This window comes from Amycolatopsis sp. NPDC051758 (assembly GCF_044453095.1).
Classification (GTDB): domain Bacteria; phylum Actinomycetota; class Actinomycetes; order Mycobacteriales; family Pseudonocardiaceae; genus Amycolatopsis.
The window spans coordinates 158,546-173,938 of record NZ_JBITCJ010000009.1 but is presented as its reverse complement, the minus strand read 5'-3'; the positions used below and the strand labels follow the sequence as shown (position 1 = coordinate 173,938).

Genomic DNA, 15,393 nt, shown 5'->3' with positions numbered 1-15,393 from the left:
GACACTATCGGCTGGCCGCCCAGGTAGCGATTTCCGGCACGGTGACGAACGCCGGGTCGTCGCTGTCCGCTTCGAACTCTTCGAGGTCTTCGAGCATCCAGATCCAGTTCTGGACGGCACGCACGAGCGTCCAGGCGCGGGCCTTCTCGGCGTCCAGGTCCAGGGACGCGACGATCAGCGCCATCCGTTCGTCCAGTGTGGACTCGGTGAAGCGGTTCCAGAACAACGGGATCACGCCCCACTCGAGGTCGCCGGACAGCGGCTTGGGGTCGATGACCAGCCACGGCTCGCGGGTGCCGGCGAGGACGTTCTGGAAGTGCAGATCTTCGTTCACCAGAAGTTCGCCCGCCGACGGCCCGAGCTCGCGGCAGATCGTGACGGCGTCGTCGACGAGCCGCCGCTCGAACGGCTCGCCGAGCTCCGCCCACCGCCTGGGGAGTTCCTCGGCCAGCTCTTCGGCTTCGGCGCGCACGCTGCGCGTCAACGACGGCGGCGCGGGCACGGCGAGGCGTTGTGCCAGCTCGCCGAGAACGGGGACGGCTTCGCGCAGCGGGAGGTCGTCGAGGGTGCGTCCGGCGTCGAGCCGTTCCAGCAGCAGGACGCCGTCTTCGGGCGCGGAGTCCAGCAGCAGCACCGCACCCCGACCGGCCCATGTGGACAGTGCGAGCGGCTCGTCGGCGGATTCTTCGTCGCGCCAGCCCAGTTTCAGCACGACGGGCGTGCCGTCGGCGAGCCGCGCGGGCTGCACGACGCCGACGTAGCCGTGCATCGCCGCACCCTCGAACGTCAGGCCCCACTTGCGGGCGTACCCGGCGGCGAGCGCCGGCAGGGCGGCGAGCCAGGGGACGGCTTCGGGGCCGAGCACCCGCGGGGCCCGGCCGGCGAACAGCGGCGGGACGAGGAGGTCGTTCACCACCCCAGCCTGGCCGCCGTGTCCAGCGCATTTCGTCCCGGTCCGCACCGGCGTACGCTGGGATTTCAGGGGAACACAACCCCGGGAGCTGCCATGGTGGTGGAGATTCTCAGCGCCGTCGTCGTCGCGGGCGGCGCCTGGTTCGCGGCGAGCGTGCGTGTGGTGAAGCAGTACGAACGCGGGCTCGTCTTCCGGTTCGGCCGGGTGCGGCCGCAGGTGCGGGAGCCGGGGCTGGCGATGCTCGTCCCGTTCGTGGACCACCTGCAGAAGGTCAACATGCAGATCATCACGATGCCGGTGCCCGCCCAGGACGGCATCACCCGCGACAACGTCACCGTCCGGGTCGACGCGGTCGTCTACTTCAAGGTGATCGATCCGGTGGTCGCCGCGGTCAACGTGCAGGACTACCGGGCCGCGGTCGGCCAGGTCGCGCAGACGTCGCTGCGCTCGATCATCGGCAAGAGCGAGCTCGACGACCTGCTGTCGAACCGCGAGCACCTCAACGAGGGCCTGGAGCTGATGATCGACAGCCCGGCCCTCGACTGGGGCATCCACATCGACAAGGTCGAGATCAAGGACGTCGCGCTGCCGGAGGCGATGAAGCGCTCGATGTCGCGGCAGGCCGAGGCAGAGCGGGAACGGCGCGCGCGCGTCATCTCCGCCGATGGTGAGCTGCAGGCGTCGCACAAGCTCGCGCAGGCCGCGGCGACGATGGCCGACACGCCGTCGGCGATGCAGCTGCGGTTGCTGGAGACGGTGGTCCAGGTGTCGTCGGAGAAGAACTCGACGCTGATCCTGCCGTTCCCGGTGGAGCTGCTTCGCTTCCTCGACGCGCACACGCCGAAGCAGCAGGCCGCGGCCCCCGTCCCGGCAGCGCCCGTGGCCACGGCGCCGGAACCCGAAGCGGTGGAAGCGAAACCGGAGGCGAACGGGCACGTCACGCCGGCGCCACGCGCCCCGGGCGACGCGGCGCTGCCGACGGCCGACTAACTGTCCAGCTGGCCGTTCACACCCAGGATGATGATGGTGGTGAAGAACCCGACCCACAGCGCGATCACGACGTAACCGACGATCACGGCGGCCGTGGCCAGCCCGCGGCCGCCCGCTTCGCCGCGGTTGGTCTTGCTCAGCGCGATGTGGCCCATGATCAGCCCGGCGAGCGCGGTGATGCCGGAGCAGAAGCCGAGGATCGAGCAGACCAGCGCGCCGATCGCCAGCGCGTTGTCCTGTTTGCGCGGCGGCAGGCCGTACCCGGGCTGGCCGAAGGGCGCCGGCGGCCCGTAGGCCTGGCCGTACGCGGGCGGGTACGCCGACGGGTAGGCCTGCTGGTACGTCGGCTGCTGGAACCCGGGCTGCGGGTACACCGGCTGCGGCTGGCCCGGCGTCGCGTACGGCGTCCCGGGGATGTGCGCGGCGGGCGTCTCGAACGAGCCGGCCGGCAGCGGGCCGGGCTGCTCGGCGGCGACCGTGGTGTCACCGGCGCCGGTGTCGGCGACCGTGGTGCCGGCCGCGCCCGTGTCCGCGATCGTCGTGTCGGAGACGGTCGTGTCGGAGACCGTGGTGGCCGGCTCGGCGATGGCCGGCGGGTCGTAGGTCTCCGGTGTGTAGGACGGCGCCTCCGCGGGTGGCGGCGGTTCGTACGACACGGTCGGATCGGCGGCCGGACGGTCCTTGTCCCCGGACGGGTCGGTCATGACGGGTCCCCTCGGTGCGTGCAGGGCCCCAACGTTAGCCGCTCGCCGGCGGCCGCCGGGGGGAGATCCACCCGGCGGGGCGTGAGCGCCCTCATAGCAGGGCCGCGCGATTCGGGTCATACTCACCGGTAACCCAGCGCCGGGAGCCGGCGCGCGTCTCCAGGAAGGGAGCCGTGATGGCCCGCCTCGCCCAGACCGCCGGCCTGTCCGACGTGCAGTCGGAGATCCTCGCGACCGTCCGCCAGTTCGTGGACAAGGAGGTCATCCCGCACGCGCAGGAGCTCGAGCACTCCGACACCTACCCGGCGGACATCGTCGAGGGCATGAAGGAGATGGGCCTGTTCGGGATCACCATCCCGGAGGAGTACGGCGGGCTCGGCGAGTCGCTGCTGACCTACGCGCTCGTCGTCGAGGAGATCGCCCGCGGCTGGATGAGCGTGTCCGGCGTGATCAACACGCACTTCATCGTGGCGCACATGATCGCCCGCCACGGCACGGAGGCGCAGAAGCAGCACTTCCTGCCGCGGATGGCCACCGGCGAGGTCCGCGGCTCGTTCTCGATGTCGGAGCCGGACCTCGGCTCGGACGTCGCCGCGATCAAGACCAAGGCCAAGAAGACCGGCGACGGCTACGTCATCGACGGCGCGAAGATGTGGCTGACGAACGGCGGCTCGTCGAACCTCATCGCGCTGCTGGTGAAGACCGACGAAGGCGCCGAGAAGGCCCACCAGAACCTGACGACGTTCCTGGTCGAGAAGCCCGAGGGCTTCGGCGAGGTGTCACCCGGGCTCACGATCCCGGGCAAGATCGACAAGATGGGCTACAAGGGCGTCGACACCACCGAAGCGGTGTTCGACGGCTACCGGATCGGCGCGGACATGGTCCTCGGCGAGGCGCCCGGCAAGGGCTTCGCGTACATGATGGACGGTGTCGAGGTCGGCCGCGTGAATGTCGCGGCGCGGGCGTGCGGCATCGCGATCCGCGCGTTCGAGCTGGCGGTGGAGTACGCCCAGCAGCGCAAGACGTTCGGCAAGGCGATCGCCGAGCACCAGGCCGTCGCGTTCAAGCTGGCCGAGATGGCGACCAAGGTCGAGGCGGCGCACCTGATGATGGTGAACGCGGCCCGGCTCAAGGACTCGGGCGAGCGCAACGACGTCGAAGCCGGGATGGCGAAGCTGATCGCGTCCGAATACTGCGCGGAGGTCACGCAGGACTCGTTCCGCATCCACGGCGGTTACGGGTACTCCAAGGAGTACGAGATCGAGCGGCTCATGCGCGAGGCGCCGTTCCTGCTGATCGGCGAAGGCACCAGCGAGATCCAGAAGACGATCATCAGCCGCGGCCTGCTGCGCGAGTACAAGTCCCGGTCCTGAGGTCCGGACGCACAATTGTCGCTGTGTCGACAATTGTGCGTCCGGCCTTTCGGGGTAAGCGGCTCGCACGGTCCGGGCGTTCTTGACAAGATGGACGCCCAGGACCCACGAGTGCGCAGGTGATGATGGTGAGTAGTCCCTTTGGCGGGGGCCGGGCGCCCGGTGGTCTGCCGCGGCTGCCGACCCCGCCGACCGGCTGGCCGATCGGGTCGTACGCGACCTACGGCGAGGCGCAGCAGGCGGTCGACTTCCTCGCGGACAGCGAGTTCTCCGTCAGCGACGTCACGATCGTCGGTGTCGACCTGATGCTCGTCGAGCGCGTGATCGGGAAGCTCAGCTGGGGCCGGGTGCTCGGCACCGGCGCGGTTTCCGGCGCCTGGTTCGGCCTGTTCGCCGGGCTGCTGCTGGGCCTGTTCGTCAACCAGGGCTTCGCGCTGCAGCTGCTCACCGGGCTCGTGCTGGGTGTGCTGTCCGGCCTGATGTTCGCGGCGATCGGGTACAGCATGTCGCGGGGGCGGCGGGACTTCTCCTCGGCGAGCCAGCTGGTCGCCGGCCGGTACGACGTCCTGTGCCAGCCGCGCTCGGCCGAGCAGGCCCGCGAACTGCTCGCCAAGCTGGCCCTCAAACCGCCGTCCGCCAACCCCTAGGAAACCCCACCCCTAGCAGGGAAGAATCACAGTTCAGTCTGCAGTGGGCTGAATCGTTACCGATACTGCTTGCGGGGTGTGATCGCCCGGCATAAGTTGTCCGACACCAGTCGGGCGGCCTCGCCCAACCACCGCGGCCGTCCGAGCACTAGCACGTCGGGGTGCTGGCGCGGTTCGCCTCATCGCGTCGCGGTGCCCACCGGGCACCGCGGTAACCGGCGTGCACGCGGGTGAGGAGGCCTGATGGGGAAGAGGATCGGCGCGGGCAAACGAGGACGTTCGCCCGGCCGTGCCGCGGTCCTGCTGGGGGCAGGGGCTTTGGTGACCGGCATGCTGGCCGGTTGCGGTTCGGGTGGCGGACTGAAGATCAACGTCTACTACGCGCCTGAAGACAGCTTCCAGAAAGTCGTCGACAACTGCAACCAGGCGGCGGGCGGCCGCTACGAAATCGTCTACAACAAGCTGCAGCGCGGGTCGGACGACCAGCGGCTGCAGATGGCCAGGCGGCTCGCCGCGGGTGACACCGCGATGGACGTCCTGGGGCTCGACGTGACCTGGGTTTCGGAGTTCGCCGAAGCCGGGTGGATCGACGAGTGGAAGGACCAGAACAAGGCCGCGGCCTCCGAAGGCGTCCTGGACGGGCCGCTGGAAACGGCGACCTACAACGGGAAGCTCTACGCGGCCCCGAAGAACACGAACATCCAGCTGCTCTGGTACGACGACCGGATCACCCCGACCCCACCCAAGACGTGGGACGAGATGATCCAGAAGTCGAAGGAGCTGAAGGCGCAGGGCAAGCCGTACAGCATCGTCTTCACCGGCGCGCAGTACGAAGGTCTCGTCGTCTTCTACAACACGCTGGTCGAGTCCATGGGCGGGCACATCCTGTCCGACGACGGCAAGTCCGTGGTGATGGACGACGGTGCGGTCAAGGCGCTGGCGCTGCTGAAGCAGATCACGAATTCGGGGATCACCGACGCGTCGCTGACCAACTCGAAGGAGGACGACGTCCGGCAGACGTTCCAGCGCGGTGACGCCGCGTTCGAACTGAACTGGCCGTTCGTCTACGCCTCCTACGCGAAGGACAAGGCGTCGGACGTCCAGCACATGAAGTGGGCCGTCTACCCCGAAGCGGTGCCCGGCACGCCGGCCAAGACCACCATCGGCGGGTACGACCTCGCGGTCAGCTCGTTGTCGGCGCACAAGCCCGAGGCGTACGAAGCGGCGTTGTGCCTGAGGAGCGCGGAGAATCAGAAGTTCTCGGCGATCAACGACGGTGTGCCGCCGACCATCGAATCGGTGTACCAAAACGACACACCGCTCGACCCGTCCAAGCCGGCGGGTGACGACAACCCGAACATGGCGATCAAGTACCCGATGCGCGACTCCATCCTGGACGCGCTGAAGGACGCCGCCGTGCGGCCGCTGACCCCGGCGTACCAGAACATGTCGACGGTGATGTCGAAGGTCCTGTCACCGCCGGCCGAAATCGATCCGAAGGCCACCGCGGACAAGCTGCGCGAGCAGCTCAACGACGCGCTCCAGTCGAAGGGAGTGATCCCGTGACCGTTCAGGACTCCACCCCGGCCGACACCGCCGGGGCCACGGTCGCCGAGGAGGCGACGTCGGGCAAGAAGGGCAAACCGGCGCTCTCCGAAGGGAAGAAGGCCGAGCGGAAGCTCGGACTCTGGTTGTGCGCACCCGCGTTCGTCGTGATGATCGCCGTCACCGGCTACCCGATCGTCTACTCGATCTGGCTGTCGCTGCAGCGGTACGACCTGCGGTTCCCCGCACAGCAGGAGTTCGTCGGCTTCGACAACTACGGGGCCGTGCTGTCCAATTCGTACTGGTGGACGGCGTTCGGCACCACGATGTTCCTGACCGTGGTGTCGGTGGCGATCGAGTTCGTCCTCGGCATGGCGCTGGCGCTGGTGATGCACCGGACGCTGGTCGGGCGCGGTCTCGTCCGGACGGTCGCCCTGATCCCGTACGGCATCGTCACGGTCGTCGCGGCGTTCTCGTGGTACTACGCGTGGACGCCGAAGACCGGCTACCTGGCGAACTGGCTCGCCGCCGACGGCGCGCCGCTCACCGACCAGTGGCCGTCGCTGTTCATCATCATCGGCGCCGAGGTGTGGAAGACCACGCCGTTCATGGCGCTGCTGCTGATGGCCGGCCTGGCGCTGGTGCCGGACGACCTGCTCAAGGCCGCGGCGATGGACGGCGCGAACGGCTGGCAGCGGTTCACCAAGGTCATGCTGCCGGTGATGAAGCCGGCGATCCTGGTGGCGCTGCTGTTCCGCACGCTCGACGCGTTCCGGATCTTCGACAACATCTACGTCCTCACCGGCGGCGCGCAGGACACCGGGTCGGTGTCCATGCAGACCTACGACAACCTGGTCAAGGGGCTCAACCTCGGAATCGGGTCGACGATGGCGGTGCTGATCTTCATCACGGTGGCGATCATCGCCTTCATCTTCATCAAGGTGTTCGGCACGGCCGCACCGGGTTCGGACACTGGGGGTAAGCGCTGATGGTGATGGGAACCGTCACGACGGGCCGCAAAGTTCGCTGGGGCCTCGTCGACATCCTCGTGCTGGTGTTCGCGCTGGTGCCGGTGCTCTGGGTGGTTTCGCTGTCGTTCAAGACCAAGGACACGCTGACCGACGGGTACTTCATCCCGCAGTCGTGGACCTGGCAGAACTACGCGGACATCTTCCAGACGTCGGAGTTCCTGCTGGCACTGGTCAACTCGATCGGCATCGCGATCATCTCCACGGTGATCGCGGTGGTGCTGGGCACGATGGCCGCCTACGCCATCGCCCGGCTGGAGTTCCCCGGCAAGCAGCTGCTCGTCGGGCTCTCCCTGCTGATCGCGATGTTCCCGCAGGTGTCGCTGGTGACGCCGCTGTTCAACATCGAGCGGAACCTGGCGCTGTTCGACACGTGGCCGGGGCTGATCCTGCCCTACATCACGTTCGCGCTGCCGCTGTCGATCTACACGCTGTCGGCGTTCTTCCGGGAAATCCCGTGGGAGCTGGAAAAGGCGGCCAAGATGGACGGCGCGACGCCGGCCCAGGCGTTCCGGAAGGTGATCGCGCCGCTGGCCGCGCCGGGTGTGTTCACCACCGCGATCCTGGTGTTCATCTTCTGCTGGAACGACTTCCTGTTCGCCATCTCGCTGACGTCGACCACGGCGTCGCGCACGGTGCCGGCGGCGCTGTCGTTCTTCACCGGGTCCTCGCAGTTCGAGGACCCGACCGGGCAGGTGAGCGCGGCCGCGGTCGTGATCACCATCCCGATCATTGTGTTCGTGTTGTTCTTCCAGCGTCGCATCGTGGCGGGGCTGACCTCCGGTGCGGTGAAGGGGTAGTCATGGCAGAAATCGTCCTCGACAAGGTGTCGAAGAAGTACCCCGACGGCGCGCTCGCGGTGTCCGAAGTGGACATCACCATCGGCGACGGCGAGTTCCTCGTGCTGGTCGGGCCGTCCGGGTGCGGCAAGTCGACCATGCTGAACATGGTGGCGGGCCTGGAGGACATCTCCTCCGGCGAGCTGCGCATCGACGGCCAGCGCGTCAACGAGAAGGCCCCGAAGGACCGGGACATCGCGATGGTGTTCCAGTCCTACGCGCTCTACCCGCACATGAGCGTGCGAGAGAACATGGCCTTCCCGTTGCGACTGGCCAAGGTCGACGACAAGACGGTGCGGGCGAAGGTGGAGGAAGCGGCGACGATCCTCGACCTGACCGCGCACCTGGACCGCAAGCCGGCCAACCTCTCCGGTGGCCAGCGGCAGCGCGTGGCGATGGGCCGGGCGATCGTCCGGAACCCGAAGGCGTTCCTGATGGACGAACCACTGTCCAACCTGGACGCCAAGCTCCGCGGCCAGATGCGGACGTCGGTGTCGAAGATCCAGAAGCAGCTCGGCACGACCACGCTGTACGTCACGCACGACCAGACCGAGGCCATGACCCTGGGCGACCGGGTCGTGGTGCTGCGCGGCGGTTTTGTGCAGCAGATCGGCGCCCCGCAGTTCCTCTACGACAACCCGGCGAACCTGTTCGTCGCGGGGTTCATCGGCTCGCCGTCGATGAACTTCGTGCCGGCCACGCTGGAGAACAACGAGCTGCGCAGCCCGCTGGGCAGCACTCCGCTCACCGACCGGATCCGCCGCCTGGTGGAGAAGGCGGACGCGCCCCGCGAGGTGCTCGTCGGCATCCGGCCGGAGCACTTCGAGGACGCGGCGCTCGTCGAAGCGGGCCAGAAGACCGGCGGCGGCACCTTCACCGCGCACATCGACGTGCTCGAGTCGATGGGTTCGGAGAAGTACGCGCACTTCACGCTGGAAGGTGAGTCGGCGACGTCCGCCGAGCTCGCCGAGCTGGCCGCGGACAGCGGTTCGGCCGACGTCCCGGGTTCGGAGTCGCAGATCGTGGCCCGGCTCTCGGCGGAGTCGTCCGCGAGGGAGAACGCCGACCTCGAGGTCTGGTTCGACGCGGACAAGGTCAAGCTCTTCGACCCGTCCAACGGCAAGAACCTCACCTACGAGGACTGAGTTAGCGTGCCGTTAAGGCCACCTTGCGGGCGTCAGACGCCCGCAAGGTGGCCTTAACGGCATTTCAGGCCTTCGGCAGCTTCGGGAGGATCGTCGCGGCTGCGGTGCGGGCCAGGGCGCAGGTGGCGTCGTTCGCCGTGCCCGCCGTCTCCACCACGCTGATTTCCGCCAGCTCGCGGCGGCCGGGCAGGCCGGGTGCCGGCTGGGTGCTGTCGACCAGGCAGAACGCGCCCGCGACGCGGAGCCGGGCTTCGCGCCCGCCCACCTGCTCGACCGAGGTGACCGGGAACATCGGCTCGACCGTCTCCACCGTCAGCTTGAAGCTGACCTTCCCGCGGATGCAGCTGTGCCCGGACAGCCCGGTCGTCGGCCGGGTGCCGGCGCCCGCGACGGCGTCGAGCTCGTTGGTGTCGAGCATCGCGCACGGCAGCAGCAGACCCCACGACCGCTCGGGGAACTTCAGCCGGCCGACCTTGTTGCCGGTGATCGCCGCGAGCGCCGACCCGACGGCCGTGTCCGCGACCCCGCAGCGTTCGGCCTGTTCGTTGCCGGTGTCGGTGACCGACAGGTCGAGCCGGTTCCCGTCGGCGAAGGTGATGGCGCGCGTGCAGGCGCTGCGGTCGTTGAACATCGACTGCTGGACCGAGACGCCCTCCGGCACCGGTCCGGCGTAGGTGTAGGGCTTGATGTTCGGGTCGGAGTCGAAGGCCAGCGGCCCCACGAGGATCGTCCGCGGGCCGGCGACGGCCTGGCAGCTCTCGAACGTCGGGGAGACGACCGCGCCGGGCGCGACCTCGGGCACGTCGAGCAGGCTGCAGTAGTCGACGGTGCCGAAGTCGCCGAGCGCCGCCGCGGCAGTCAGCGGGGTGGGCCCGGAGGTCGGCTCGGGGGCGGCCTGGGTGCTGGCGCAGCCGACCGTGAGGAGGGCGCAGAGCATCACAACGGCCAAGCATTTCGAACGCGGGTACACGGGGCGTAAGTATCACCACATCGGGGCCGAAAAGCAGCCCTGACGGGGACATCTCTCACTATTTTCTGTGCCACGGCGTAGGAACGTGCAGGTCACTGCATTTCCGGCGTGGCAACAGCGGATTCCGCAGGCCCCTGAACGTTTTTCGCCTTTGCCGTCCCCTAAGGGAGCGATCCTTCGTGCGAGCGATGCGGAACGGGGTACTCCAGTGGTGAAGTAGGGACAAGACGAAGTTCGAGGAAAGGGAAAGACGATGAGCGCACCGGTCACCCGACGGCTCGCCCGCCCGCGCCACGGCCGCATGATCGGCGGAGTTTGCGCAGGTCTCGCGGAGCGGTACGGCATGAAGCCCGGCACTGTGCGGCTGCTGGCCGTGCTGTCCTGCCTGCTGCCCGGGCCGCAGTTCGTGGCCTACATCGTGATGTGGGCGGTCATCCCGTCGGAGTGACGGCGGTGAGGAAGCCTCGCCAGGCAGAGGCGTCGACGGCGAGGGTGGGGCCGCCGGGATCCTTGGAGTCCCGGACGGCCACGGCGGGGGAGACGAAGGCCACCTCGACACACGCGGTGTTTTCGCCGCCGCTGTAGCTGCTCTTGCGCCACGCGAAGGCGACTTCCACGCAGGCAGTGTTCTCGCCTTGGCTGTAGCTGCTCTTGCGCCACCCCGGGTTCAGGATCACAGTTCCACCTCATGCGCTCAGCAGGTCGGCGAGCTGCAGAGCGAGATCGCGTGACTCGCTTTCGCCGAGAGCCATCTTACTCAGCTTGCCGAACTGGCGGATGAGCTCCGCGACCTGAGTCTGCTTCACCAGCTGCAGGTTGCCGCCCGCGTGGTCCACGTAGCCGAGGTCGCTGATGGTGTCCTCCGGAAAGCGCAGCACCGAGAACGCGCCGCGAAGCCCCGGGTGCACTCCGATCCCGGCCGGCAGGAGCTGCACCTGCACATTGTCGAGCTCGGAGAGCTCGACAATGTGCAGCAACTGCGCCACGAGGGCGCTCTGCTTCGCGATGCGCCGGTGCAGAGCCACCTCATCGATGACCGTATGGAGCTTGAGCGGCTCTTCGCAGTGAAGCCGCTTCGCGCGGTGCATCCGCACGTTGAGGTTCCGGTTGCGCTCCCGTGTTCCGCTCCCGGCGAAGAAGGCGGCTGCGTAATCCTCGGTCTGCAGCAAGCCGGGCACCGATGCCAGCTCGAAGTTGCGGACCGAAACCGCCTCCGCCTCGAGCGCCGGGTAGCTGTTGACCGACACCCCTTCGATCCGGTTCTGGTTGGGCCGCCGCGCCTCGCGGGCGATCTCGACCAGGTCCACCAGATCGTCCTCGGGCACCCGGTACAGCTCCGCCATCGCCCGCGCGTGCAGCGGGTGGATGGCCCCCTGCCCCTTCTCCAGCCGCGACAGCGTGCTCTTCGAAATGTCGAGGTCGCCGCCGGCCTGCTCAAGCGTCAGCCCGGCCTTCTCCCGCCAGGCCTTCAGCTCCCGGCCCAGCTGCAACCGCCTGATCGCCGGAACGCTGTAGTACGCCACCCGCACCTCCCCGTCGCCATGATCGCGCGGGCAGCAGTGTCCGGGCGGGAGGGCGGCGCCGGGATCCCGCGCCGATCACCCCATCAGGGGCGCCAGCAGGACATCGCCTCGTCGATCTCGTGCTCGTCGAGCGGCGGGTGGGGCAGCGCCGACGGCTCGCCGGGCTGGGCGCGGAGCCCGTCGAGCAGCATGGCGAGGGAACGCCGCCAGAGGTCCGGGTCCACCGCGCAGGTGAACTCCACCACCGAACCGACCATCATGTGCACCAGCGCCATGTCCGAAGGGGCGAAGTCCGGTCGCAACCCACCGGCCGCTTGAGCCCGCTCGATCAGCTGTGTGATCAACGGCACCATGCGGGCTTTCTCTTCGGCGACGTGCTTGTGGCCGAACTTGTTGGACAGCATGATCTCGCGCAGCCCGCGGTCGGAGGAGTGCAGCTCGGCCGCCTGCCACGTGAAGTCGACAAACGCCTGCCACGCGTCGTCGGCCTTCAGCGCCTCGACGGCGAGGTCGCCGATTTCTTCCATCCGCTCGGCGAACATGGCCTCGACCAGGTGTTCCTTGCTGGGGAACCGGCGGTAGACCGTGCCGACGCCGAGGCCGGCGTGGTGGGCGATGTCGTCCAGCGTGGCTTCGAGGCCGCGCTGGCCGAACACTTCGCGGGCCGACGCGAGGATGCGACGGCGGTTGATTTCAGCGTCACGTCGCAGCGGCCGCGCCGGTGCGGCGGGACCAGCGTCCCGTGCCATGCCGTCCAGTCTAGCGCCTCAAGTAGAGGCACCATCTCCGGTTTCTGTGTACCTTGGGTCGCGTAAGGGGAGATACCTACTCCACATAGCGCCTTGATCACTTTCTGTGAGGACACCCCATGACCGAGTCCACGCTCGCCGTCGCGCCGTCGGGGGACGCGCGCGCCGCCGAGAACCCCCATCACGCCAGACGCTGGCTGATCCTGGTGATGATCGGCATCGCGCAGCTGATGGTCGTGCTGGACGCGACCGTCGTGAACATCGCGCTGCCGTCCGCCCAGCTCGACCTGGGCTTCTCCAACGACGCCCGGCAGTGGGTCGTCACGGCGTACGCGCTCGCGTTCGGCAGCCTGCTGCTGCTCGGCGGGCGGCTCGCGGACGTCTTCGGCCGCAAGAACGCCCTGCTCGTCGGCCTCGCCGGGTTCGCCGCGGTGTCCGCCATCGGCGGCGCGGCGACCAACATCGAAATGCTGCTGATCGCCCGCGCGGCCCAGGGTGTGTTCGGCGCGCTGCTCGCGCCGGCCGCGCTTTCCCTGCTGACCACGACGTTCACCGACCCGAAGGAGCGCGGCCGCGCGTTCGGCGTGTTCGGGGCCATCGGCGGTGGCGGCGCGGCCGTCGGGCTGCTGCTCGGCGGGGTGCTCACCGAGTACCTCGACTGGCGCTGGTGCATGTTCGTGAACATCGTGTTCGCGGTGATCGCGTTCGTGGGCAGCTCGATCCTGCTGCGCAGCCAGAAGTCCGAAGGCCCGCGCCCGAAGCTCGACCTGCCGGGCACCGTCACCGCGTCGGCCGGTCTGTTCGCGCTGGTCTACGGCTTCGCGAACGCCGAGTCGGACTCGTGGTCGTCGGTCTCGGTGTGGGGCTTCCTGACGGCCGGTGTGGTGCTGCTGGGGGTGTTCGTCTGGCTGCAGCAGCGCGTCTCGCACCCGCTGCTGCCGCTGCGCGTGCTGCTGGACCGCAACCGCGGCGGCTCGTACCTGGCGATGTTCCTGCTGGCCATCGGGATGTTCGCGATCTTCCTGTTCCTGACGTTCTACGTGCAGCAGAACCTGAAGTTCACCCCGATCGAGAGCGGCGTCGGCTTCCTGCCGATGGTGGCGACGCTGATGCTGGCCGCCACGACGGCGACGAGCGTGCTGCTGCCGCGGTTCGGCCCGCGGCCGCTGGTCCCGACCGGCATGGCGATCGCCGCGGTCGGCCTGTTCTGGCTGAGCGGCATCGGCCTGGACAGCACGTACGCGTCCGGTGTCCTCGGCCCGCTGCTGGTGATGGGCTTCGGCATCGGGCTGGCGATGGCGCCGGCGATGAGCGTCGCGACGTTCGGCGTCGAGGCGCACGACGCGGGTGTCGCGTCGGCCGCGGTCAACACGATGCAGCAGGTCGGCGGCTCGATCGGCACGGCGCTGCTCAGCACGCTGGCCGGCAACGCGGCGACGTCGTACCTCGAGGGGAAGGTCCCGACGCCGCAGCTGGCGGCCGAGGCGTCGATCGAGAGCTACACCACGGCGTTCACCTGGGCGGCGGTGATCTTCGTGGCCGGCGCGATCCTCAGCGGCCTGCTGCTGCGCCCGGGCGCCCCGAAGGGTGAAGCCGCTCCCGGCGTTGTGCACATGTGATTGAACCTTCCCGGCCCTCCGCGCACTAGTAAGGGTGAGACTGTGCGAAGGAGGGCCGGGTGGGGGCGTCGTCGAGAGACCTTGATTTCAGCGAATACTTCGCCGCGCGCGTGCAGCGCTTCCGGCGGGTGGCGTTTGCGCTCTGCGGTGACTGGCACGCGGCCGAGGACCTGGTCCAGGCCATGTTCGTGCAGCTGTACCGGCGCTGGCGGCGGGTGCGCCCGGGCACCGTCGACGCCTACGCGCGCCGCATCCTGCTGAACCTCTTCCTCGCGGGCCGCCGGGTTTCGGTCCGCGAATACGTGACTTCTTCCCCGCCCGACCAGGAGTCGCCACCGGGCCGCGACACCCACGTGCGTCTCGACGTCGAGCGCGCGCTGGCCGACCTCACACCGCGCCAGCGCGCGATGGTCGTGTTGCGGTTCCTCGAAGACCTCCCGGTGGCGGAGGTCGCTTCGCTGCTCGGCGTCGCCGAGGGCACGGTCAAGTCCCAGACGGCCCGCGGGGTCGAAGCCCTGCGCGCGGTCCTGCCCGCGCCGACGGCGGAGGAGTGGTGATGGAAGACGTCCGAGCCGCCTTGACGGCGTACGTGACCGAAGACGAGCCCCCGCTGGGTCTCTCCGGAGACGCGGTGCTCGCGGCGGCCCGCCTTTCGCGTCGGCGGCACCTGCTCACCGGGGCGGTGGCTGCGGTGGTGGTCGTGCTGGCGCTGGGCTTGGCCGTGGTCGTGCTGCCGCACCGGGCCGAAGTCGCGAGCCGGCCGTGCCCGACGGCTTCGGACACTCGCGGCGCGCTGGTCGATCGGCTGAGCTGCCTGATCGGCAACGCGGTGCGGTCCATGCTCGACCCGGACGCGCAGATCACCCGCTTGACGATCCCGGGGGAGACCCCGCCGGAGGACCCGTTCCACCTGATCGCCGACCCGGCGGGCGATGCGCCGCGGGAGGCGTTGTTCCACCTGGGCATCCGGGTGACCGACTCGCTCGGCTCGGGCTCGGTGTACGTGCTGATCGTGCCCGGCGGTTATGGTGTCCCGCCTTGCGGTACCCCGGAGGAGATCACCTGCCGCACGGATCAGACGCCCCAGGGCGGACTGTGGCTCTCGACGTTGCACTCCGGCGACGCCGTGACCCACCGCGTGGTGCTGGCCGCACCGGACGCCATCGTGCAGTTCTCGTCGAACAACAGCGGGGTGCTGGAGCAGAAGGACGTCCGGTTGCCGCAGCAGCGTCCGGAACCGGTGTTGACCCTCGCCCAGGTGCGCCAGCTGGCACTGACGCCGGGGCTGGCTCTCTAACGCCCCAATGTGGCGTTGGTTGCGTCAGACGCACCCAATGTGGCGTTCGGT

At 68.9% G+C, this 15,393-nt stretch carries 17 protein-coding genes; 11 read left to right on the top strand and 6 right to left on the bottom strand.

Translation table 11 applies throughout. The features are described from left to right. Positions 1–4 precede the first annotated feature (4 nt). A complete protein-coding gene (locus tag ACIA5G_RS36450) occupies positions 5–913 on the bottom strand; it encodes an aminoglycoside phosphotransferase family protein (protein WP_395931661.1) in 909 nt (302 codons plus the stop codon). Between the two features lie 93 nt (positions 914–1,006). On the opposite strand from ACIA5G_RS36450, the gene ACIA5G_RS36445 reads away from it, so the two are divergent. After that, positions 1,007–1,903: a slipin family protein gene (locus tag ACIA5G_RS36445; RefSeq protein WP_395931659.1), complete on the top strand. Its 897-nt coding sequence runs from the start codon at positions 1,007–1,009 to the stop codon at positions 1,901–1,903. Here ACIA5G_RS36445 and ACIA5G_RS36440 read toward each other — a convergent pair. Beyond that, on the bottom strand, positions 1,900–2,607 hold the full coding sequence (locus ACIA5G_RS36440) for a DUF4190 domain-containing protein (RefSeq protein WP_395931657.1): 708 nt from the start codon (positions 2,605–2,607) through the stop codon (positions 1,900–1,902). The two genes, ACIA5G_RS36445 and ACIA5G_RS36440, sit on opposite strands and share 4 nt — an antisense overlap. A 176-nt stretch (positions 2,608–2,783) precedes the next feature. Between ACIA5G_RS36440 and ACIA5G_RS36435 the strand changes: the two genes are divergently transcribed. From ACIA5G_RS36435 to ACIA5G_RS36410, 6 genes are all read left to right on the top strand, one after another. Then, positions 2,784–3,980: an acyl-CoA dehydrogenase family protein gene (locus ACIA5G_RS36435; RefSeq protein ID WP_395931655.1), complete on the top strand. Its 1,197-nt coding sequence runs from the start codon at positions 2,784–2,786 to the stop codon at positions 3,978–3,980. 122 nt (positions 3,981–4,102) lie between these two features. Beyond that, positions 4,103–4,627, top strand: a complete 525-nt coding sequence (locus ACIA5G_RS36430) for a general stress protein (protein WP_395932270.1) — start codon at positions 4,103–4,105, stop codon at positions 4,625–4,627. Positions 4,628–4,870: 243 nt separating this feature from the next. After that, on the top strand, positions 4,871–6,193 hold the full coding sequence (locus ACIA5G_RS36425) for an ABC transporter substrate-binding protein (RefSeq protein WP_395931653.1): 1,323 nt from the start codon (positions 4,871–4,873) through the stop codon (positions 6,191–6,193). Continuing rightward, positions 6,190–7,161 (top strand): carbohydrate ABC transporter permease, encoded by a 972-nt coding sequence (locus tag ACIA5G_RS36420; protein ID WP_395931651.1) that lies wholly within the window; start codon positions 6,190–6,192, stop codon positions 7,159–7,161. Before ACIA5G_RS36425 ends, ACIA5G_RS36420 begins: the two co-directional genes overlap by 4 nt. Continuing rightward, the gene (locus ACIA5G_RS36415) at positions 7,161–8,000 is read left to right on the top strand and encodes a carbohydrate ABC transporter permease (RefSeq protein ID WP_323334521.1); all 840 of its coding nucleotides are present in this window, start codon (positions 7,161–7,163) and stop codon (positions 7,998–8,000) included. The genes ACIA5G_RS36420 and ACIA5G_RS36415 overlap by 1 nt, the downstream gene beginning before the upstream one ends. Positions 8,001–8,002: 2 nt before the next feature. Further along, on the top strand, positions 8,003–9,184 hold the full coding sequence (locus tag ACIA5G_RS36410; protein WP_395931649.1) for an ABC transporter ATP-binding protein: 1,182 nt from the start codon (positions 8,003–8,005) through the stop codon (positions 9,182–9,184). Between the two features lie 64 nt (positions 9,185–9,248). Here ACIA5G_RS36410 and ACIA5G_RS36405 read toward each other — a convergent pair whose 3' ends face one another. Next, positions 9,249–10,121 carry a hypothetical protein gene (locus tag ACIA5G_RS36405; RefSeq protein WP_395931647.1) on the bottom strand — a complete coding sequence of 291 codons (873 nt, stop codon included), beginning with the start codon at positions 10,119–10,121 and terminating at the stop codon, positions 9,249–9,251. Between the two features lie 286 nt (positions 10,122–10,407). Between ACIA5G_RS36405 and ACIA5G_RS36400 the strand changes: the two genes are divergently transcribed. Then, a complete protein-coding gene (locus ACIA5G_RS36400) occupies positions 10,408–10,602 on the top strand; it encodes a PspC domain-containing protein (protein WP_395931645.1) in 195 nt (64 codons plus the stop codon). On the opposite strand, the gene ACIA5G_RS36395 is transcribed toward ACIA5G_RS36400, so the two are convergent. From ACIA5G_RS36395 to ACIA5G_RS36385, 3 genes are all read right to left on the bottom strand, one after another. After that, a complete protein-coding gene (locus ACIA5G_RS36395; protein WP_395931643.1) occupies positions 10,586–10,831 on the bottom strand; it encodes a DUF397 domain-containing protein in 246 nt (81 codons plus the stop codon). The two genes, ACIA5G_RS36400 and ACIA5G_RS36395, sit on opposite strands and share 17 nt — an antisense overlap. Positions 10,832–10,840: 9 nt before the next feature. Then, entirely contained in the window at positions 10,841–11,677 is an 837-nt protein-coding gene (locus tag ACIA5G_RS36390) for a helix-turn-helix domain-containing protein (protein WP_395931641.1), read from the bottom strand. 83 nt (positions 11,678–11,760) lie between these two features. Continuing rightward, positions 11,761–12,426 carry a TetR/AcrR family transcriptional regulator gene (locus ACIA5G_RS36385; protein WP_395931639.1) on the bottom strand — a complete coding sequence of 222 codons (666 nt, stop codon included), beginning with the start codon at positions 12,424–12,426 and terminating at the stop codon, positions 11,761–11,763. Between the two features lie 119 nt (positions 12,427–12,545). Between ACIA5G_RS36385 and ACIA5G_RS36380 the strand changes: the two genes are divergently transcribed. From ACIA5G_RS36380 to ACIA5G_RS36370, 3 genes are read left to right on the top strand one after another with little or no spacing between them, the layout of a single operon-like run. Next, entirely contained in the window at positions 12,546–14,045 is a 1,500-nt protein-coding gene (locus tag ACIA5G_RS36380) for an MFS transporter (RefSeq protein WP_395931637.1), read from the top strand. Positions 14,046–14,104: 59 nt separating this feature from the next. Then, positions 14,105–14,602: a SigE family RNA polymerase sigma factor gene (locus ACIA5G_RS36375; protein WP_395931635.1), complete on the top strand. Its 498-nt coding sequence runs from the start codon at positions 14,105–14,107 to the stop codon at positions 14,600–14,602. Continuing rightward, positions 14,602–15,342, top strand: coding sequence for a hypothetical protein (locus ACIA5G_RS36370; protein ID WP_395931633.1), 741 nt, complete (start codon positions 14,602–14,604; stop codon positions 15,340–15,342). Before ACIA5G_RS36375 ends, ACIA5G_RS36370 begins: the two co-directional genes overlap by 1 nt. The last annotated feature ends 51 nt before the right edge of the window (positions 15,343–15,393 follow it).

Coding starts and splice junctions, on each gene's coding strand:
- ACIA5G_RS36405 (WP_395931647.1), bottom strand. CDS start 10,121: ATGCTCTGCGCCCTCCTCACGGTCGGCTGCGCCAGCACCCAGGCCGCC.
- ACIA5G_RS36425 (WP_395931653.1), top strand. CDS start 4,871: ATGGGGAAGAGGATCGGCGCGGGCAAACGAGGACGTTCGCCCGGCCGT.
- ACIA5G_RS36445 (WP_395931659.1), top strand. CDS start 1,007: ATGGTGGTGGAGATTCTCAGCGCCGTCGTCGTCGCGGGCGGCGCCTGG.
- ACIA5G_RS36400 (WP_395931645.1), top strand. CDS start 10,408: ATGAGCGCACCGGTCACCCGACGGCTCGCCCGCCCGCGCCACGGCCGC.
- ACIA5G_RS36430 (WP_395932270.1), top strand. CDS start 4,103: ATGATGGTGAGTAGTCCCTTTGGCGGGGGCCGGGCGCCCGGTGGTCTG.
- ACIA5G_RS36385 (WP_395931639.1), bottom strand. CDS start 12,426: ATGGCACGGGACGCTGGTCCCGCCGCACCGGCGCGGCCGCTGCGACGT.
- ACIA5G_RS36370 (WP_395931633.1), top strand. CDS start 14,602: ATGGAAGACGTCCGAGCCGCCTTGACGGCGTACGTGACCGAAGACGAG.
- ACIA5G_RS36410 (WP_395931649.1), top strand. CDS start 8,003: ATGGCAGAAATCGTCCTCGACAAGGTGTCGAAGAAGTACCCCGACGGC.
- ACIA5G_RS36440 (WP_395931657.1), bottom strand. CDS start 2,607: ATGACCGACCCGTCCGGGGACAAGGACCGTCCGGCCGCCGATCCGACC.
- ACIA5G_RS36415 (WP_323334521.1), top strand. CDS start 7,161: ATGGTGATGGGAACCGTCACGACGGGCCGCAAAGTTCGCTGGGGCCTC.
- ACIA5G_RS36380 (WP_395931637.1), top strand. CDS start 12,546: ATGACCGAGTCCACGCTCGCCGTCGCGCCGTCGGGGGACGCGCGCGCC.
- ACIA5G_RS36435 (WP_395931655.1), top strand. CDS start 2,784: ATGGCCCGCCTCGCCCAGACCGCCGGCCTGTCCGACGTGCAGTCGGAG.